Genomic DNA, 4,556 nt, shown 5'->3' on the forward strand with positions numbered 1-4,556 from the left:
CAGGCAGGTCTGGTGCCCGGCTGCGGCGATCGTTGGGCGAACGTGTCGCACGGGGACGAAGCGCAGCGCTGGGATTCCAGCTCCGGCATCCATGGGCGCTGTCGCTCACCGACCCGCTCACCGGGCTGTGGAACTACCGCTACCTGCGCGAGTCGATCCGCCGGGAGGTGGAGCGGGCCAACCGGTTCGGCCGGATGCTCAGCGTCCTGGCGCTGGACCTGGACCGGTTCAAGGACGTCAACGACACCTGGGGCCACGCCGCCGGGGACGCCGTCCTGGTGGAGTTCGCCCGCCGGGTACGCGGGGAGATCCGCGAGGTGGACCTGGCCTTCCGGCACGGCGGCGAGGAGTTCGTGGTGCTGCTGCCGGAGACCGACGCCCGGGGCGCGGCCATCGTCGCGGAGCGGCTCGGCGCGGTGGTCCGGGGCAGCCCGGTCCCGGTGGACGGGCACTCGGGCGAGCCGGTGCTGGTGCCGGTGACCGTCTCCATCGGCATCGCCGTCTACCCCGACCACGCCGCCACCGGCCAGCAGGTGCTGGACGCGGCGGACGACGCGCTGTACGCGGCCAAGGCCGCCGGCCGGGACGGCTACCGGCTGGCCCAGCCGCCGGACCCGACGCCCACCCAGGAGATCCCGGTGGTGGCCGGGGCGGTCAGCCCGCCAGACGGACTGCCCCGGGCCGGTGCCGTGGACGCCGCGGCCGGGCCCCCGGGCGGCGCGTCTTCCGGTCCTCACCCGCCGCGGCAGAGCCGTGGCCGATAGTCTCGCGACATGTCGGAGCACTCAGCGAATCCCTCAACGACCGCCGCGACCGGTCGTCCGCACGCGGTCAAGGCCGTCATTCCGGCCGCCGGCCTGGCCACCCGGTTCCTGCCGGCCACCAAGGCGGTGCCGAAGGAGCTGCTGCCGGTGGTCGACCGGCCGGTGCTGCAGTACATCGTCGAGGAGGCCACCCAGGCCGGCATCGGCGACGTCCTGCTGATCACCGGCCGGGGCAAGACGTCGATGGTGGACCATTTCGACAGCCGCCCGGACCTGGAGGCCAAGCTCGAGGAGAAGGGCGACGCCAAGACGCTCGCCGCCGTACGCCGCCCCAGCGAGCTGGCCGAGATCTACACCTGCCGCCAACCCGAGCAGCTCGGCCTCGGCCACGCCGTCGGGTACGCCGAGTCGCACGTCGGCGACCAGCCCTTCGCGGTGCTGCTCGGCGACGAGTTCGTCAAGCTCGACCAGCCGCTGCTGCCGGCCATGCTGGAGCTGCAGGCCCGCACCGGCGGCGTCGTGCTGGCGTTCTTCGAGGTCGACCCGGCCGACACCAAGCGGTACGGGATCGCCTCGGTCGAGCCGGCGGAGGCCGAGCTGACCGACATCGGCGAGGTCGTCAAGGTGACCGGCATGGTGGAGAAGCCGAAGCCGGAGGACGCGCCGAGCAACCTGGCCGTCCTCGGCCGGTACGTGCTGCCGGGGAAGATCTTCGACGCGATCCGTCGGACCGAGCCGGGCAGCGGCGGCGAGATCCAGCTGACCGACGCGATGGAGCTGCTGCGTACCGAGGGGGTGCCGGTGCACGCCATCGTCTACCGGGGTACCCGCTACGACACCGGCATGCCGCTCGGCTACCTGCAGACCGTGGTCCAGATCGCCGTCGAGCGGGAGGACCTGGGCCCCGAGTTCCGCAAGTGGCTGGCCGAGTTCGTCAACAAGGGCGACGAGACCGTCACCTCGGCGATCCTGAGCGGGGTGCGCAACGCGTCGGGCGGTCCCAATACATGACCGCGACGGCCGACGCCGAGGCGGCCGCGAACGGGTTGACGCCGCTCGCCGACTACCTGGGCAGCGTGCTGCGCAGGTTACGCGCGCTGCCTCCGCTCGACCTCGACCTCACCCAGGCGTACGGCAATGTCCTCGCCGAGGACGTCGTCGCGCCGCACTCGTTCCCCGCCTTCGATCAGGCGGCGGTGGACGGGTACGCCGCGCGCTGGGAGGACATCTCCGGAGGGAGCCGGGGGCCGGGATATGTCCCGGCCCCCTCCGGTACGCCCGGTGGGCGCAGCATCCGGCTGAACGTGGTCGGCGACCTCGGCGCGGCGAGCTGGCGGCCGGTCCGGCTCACCCCGGGCTCGTGCTTCTCCGTCGCCGCCGGGGCGCCGCTGCCCATCGCCGCGGACGTGGTGGTCCCGGTGGAGTGGACCGACCAGGGCATGGCCGCGGTGGAGATCTTCCGCGCCCCCAAACGGGGGTACGGCGTCCGCCGCGCCGGTGAGGAACTGCCCGCCGGCACACTGCTCGCCCGCGCCGGCACGTACGTCTCGCCGGCGCTGGTCGCCGTCTTCGCCGCCACCGGCATCGGGCACGTGGTGGTCCGGCCGAGCCCCCGGGTGGTCATCGTGGCCACCGGCGACGAGCTGGTCGACGTGGGCCGGGGCAGCCAGCCCGGCCAGGTGGTGGACGCCAACTCGCACGCGCTGACCGCCGCCGCCGCCGAGGCGGGCGCGCTGGCGTACCGGGTGGGGATCTGCGACGACGACCCGGAGGGGCTGCGCGGCCTGCTGGAGGACCAGACGCTGCGGGCCGACCTGATCATCACCACCGGCGGCACCGGCACCGGCCCGGGCGACATGGTCCGCCGGATCCTGTCCCGCCGGGAGGGCGGTCGGGCCGGACCGGTGACCTTCACCGACGTCGCCCTCTATCCCGGAACGGCCCTCGGATTCGGTACGGTCGGCGCCGAGGAGGTGCCGGTGGTGTGTCTTCCCGGGGAGCCCGGCGCGGCGCTGATCGGCTTCGAGGTGTTGGCCCGGCCGGCGATCCAGCTGCTGGCCGGCGCGGAGCCGGTGTTCCGGCCCAGCGTCCGGGCGCACCTGCTGGAGACCCTCTCCTCCCCGGTGGGGCTGCGCGAGTTCCGCCCGGCGCATGTGGCCGAGCGGCGCGGCGGCGGGTACACGGTGCAGCCGCTCAGCGGGGGACCGTTCACCCTTTCCGGCCTCGCCGAGGCGAACGGGCTGCTGGTGCTCGGTGAGCGGGTCACCACCGCCGCCGCCGGCTCGACTGTGGACGTGCTCCTGTTGGACCGGCGTCGGTGAGCGCGAGGAGTGAGCTCGCGAGCCCCGCAGCCGTGCGCGGAAGGCAGGCTCGGTGAGCTGGTTCCAGCGGCCGCCCGGCTGGCCGGCGGTGCTGGTGGACGGTCCGGTGGTGCTGCGGCCGTACCGGCGCTCCGACGCGGCCGCCTGGTCGGAGGTGCGCCGCGCCAACCGGGCCTGGCTGTCCCCTTGGGAGTCGCACCTGCCCGGGAGCTGGGACGAGTCGAACTCGCCCGCCGCGTTCCGTTACGTCCACGCCGACCAGCGCCGCTCGGCTCGTACCGGTGACGGCATGCCGTTCGCCGTCTGCCTGCGCGAGCAGGGGAAGGAGCGGTTGGTCGGCCACCTCAACATCGGCAGCATCGTCCGGCGGGCGTTCTGCTCCGGGTACGTCGGCTACTGGGTGGACTCCCGAGTGGCCGGTCGCGGGGTGATCCCCACCGCGGTGGCGCTCGCCGTGGACCACGCGTTCGGCCCGGGCGGACTGCACCGGGTCGAGGTGAACATCCGGCCGGAGAACCGGCGTCCCGGCGGGTGGTGGAGAAACTCGGCTTCCGCGAGGAGGCCTACCACGTGCGCTACATGCACATCGACGGCGCCTGGCGGGACCACATCGGATACGCGATGACCAACGAGGAAGTTGCCGCCGAGGGCGGGCTGCTGGCCCGCTGGCACCGCGTACGTGACAGCGCGGGGTGAAGGGTCCCACCCCCGACGCCCGGCGCGGCGCACGGTCAACCCGGTCGGCGGCCCGTAACCTCAAGTAACTGCAAGCTTTGGCAAGCGCTGCCCGCCCGCAAGATCTGCGCCGTGGACAACCATCCGGGGAAGATTCTGCGGCCGAGCGGCGGTTGCTCCGAACTCGGTGACGGGAGGGGTGAGGGTGCCGACCTCGGTGCTCCTCGCCGTCCTCGCCGCCGCCGGCCTGCTCGCCCTCGCGCCGGCGCTGGTCCGCCGGTACGACGCCACCGAGCGGCTGGTGGCGGAGCGGGCGCAGTCGACGGCGCGGGTGCTCCAGCGCCGCCGGCGGCGCCGCACTGTGCCGGGACGGCGCCCGGTCAGCCCGCCCCGCTCCCTGATTGTCACGCTCAGTGAAGATCCGAACACCGGGAGTCTGGCCGCCCCGGTGTCCGCGCCGCCCGGCCCGCGTCGCCCGAACCGGCTGCGCGCGGTGCCGCCCGCCCCGAACCGGTCCCGCCGACGGCACCCGCCGAAGCGGCGCCACCACACCCCGGCGATCTACCGTCGCCGCCGGGTGCTCGCCGCGCTGCTGCTGCTCAACTTCGTCGAGTTGATCGGCGTGGTCGTGGTCAGCCCCGGGTTCTGGATCAGCGTCTCGGTCACCGGGATGCTGCTGGTGGCGTACGTCGTACACCTGCGGCAGCGCGCCCTCGCCGAGCGCCGGCGGCGGCGCGCGGAGGCCCGGGAGGCGGCCTGGCTGGCCGCCCGGCAGGCCGAGGTGCGCCGCGAGCAG

At 74.2% G+C, this 4,556-nt stretch carries 4 protein-coding genes and 1 pseudogene; all 5 read left to right on the top strand.

Annotated elements, in window-relative coordinates; translation table 11 throughout:
- Window positions 1-764: GGDEF domain-containing protein (locus JNW87_RS35080; RefSeq protein ID WP_238455172.1), on the top strand; the 764-nt coding region annotated here is incomplete at its 5' end.
- A gap of 9 nt (window positions 765-773) precedes the next feature.
- Entirely contained in the window at window positions 774-1,775 is a 1,002-nt protein-coding gene (locus JNW87_RS35085) for a UTP--glucose-1-phosphate uridylyltransferase (RefSeq protein ID WP_109799952.1), read from the top strand.
- Window positions 1,772-3,085 carry a gephyrin-like molybdotransferase Glp gene (glp, locus tag JNW87_RS35090; protein WP_109799951.1) on the top strand — a complete coding sequence of 438 codons (1,314 nt, stop codon included), beginning with the start codon at window positions 1,772-1,774 and terminating at the stop codon, window positions 3,083-3,085. The genes JNW87_RS35085 and glp overlap by 4 nt, the downstream gene beginning before the upstream one ends.
- 88 nt (window positions 3,086-3,173) lie before the next feature.
- Window positions 3,174-3,781, top strand: a pseudogene (locus JNW87_RS35095) (GNAT family N-acetyltransferase).
- Window positions 3,782-3,959: 178 nt separating this feature from the next.
- Window positions 3,960-4,556 (top strand): hypothetical protein (locus JNW87_RS35100; protein WP_238455173.1); only part of this gene is annotated, 597 nt, incomplete at its 3' end.

Origin of the sequence: Micromonospora sp. ATA51 (genome assembly GCF_016802855.1) — a bacterium.
GTDB lineage: Bacteria > Actinomycetota > Actinomycetes > Mycobacteriales > Micromonosporaceae > Micromonospora > Micromonospora sicca.